This is a genomic window from Anaerotignum faecicola (assembly GCA_024460105.1).
Classification (GTDB): domain Bacteria; phylum Bacillota; class Clostridia; order Lachnospirales; family Anaerotignaceae; genus JANFXS01.
In genome coordinates this window covers 1-385 of record JANFXS010000599.1, presented here as the reverse complement: position 1 = coordinate 385, position 385 = coordinate 1, and the positions used below count along the sequence as shown (strand labels likewise).

Sequence of the window (385 nt, the reverse complement as noted above, 5' to 3'; positions counted from 1 at the left end):
ACCGGGAGGAGGCTTTAAAGTTTATGCAGTGGCTGTATACAGATGAAGATGCGATCCGTATCTTAAGCGACTGCCGCGGAGTCCCTCCGACAGAGATTGGACGCCTTCAGCTGGAAAAGGAGAATCTCTTAAATCCTGTAGTCAACAAGGCGATCACGCTGGCTCTGGAAAAGACCGACGGTGCAGTTCCTCCTGTCAATGAAAATTCTGAGGTTTACGGATATCTCTTCCCGCTGATGCAGGAACTCTGCTATGACACGATCAGCCCGGAGGAAGCGGCAGATGAACTCATGGCCAATTTAACGGAAATCGTGGAGAAGCTGAAACCATAACCGCAGCAGAACAGACAAAATTGCAGCAGAAAAAGAGCGGCAAAGTGTGTCCC

1 protein-coding gene is annotated in these 385 nt (G+C 49.9%); it reads left to right on the top strand.

Annotated elements, in window-relative coordinates; all coding sequences use genetic code 11:
- The first annotated feature begins 23 nt into the window (after positions 1–23).
- Positions 24–332 (top strand): hypothetical protein, encoded by a 309-nt coding sequence (locus NE664_15575; protein ID MCQ4728053.1) that lies wholly within the window; start codon positions 24–26, stop codon positions 330–332.
- Positions 333–385 lie beyond the last annotated feature (53 nt).

Excerpts from the sequence above, each read along its gene's own strand:
- NE664_15575 (MCQ4728053.1), top strand. The coding sequence starts at position 24 with ATGCAGTGGCTGTATACAGATGAAGATGCGATCCGTATCTTAAGCGAC.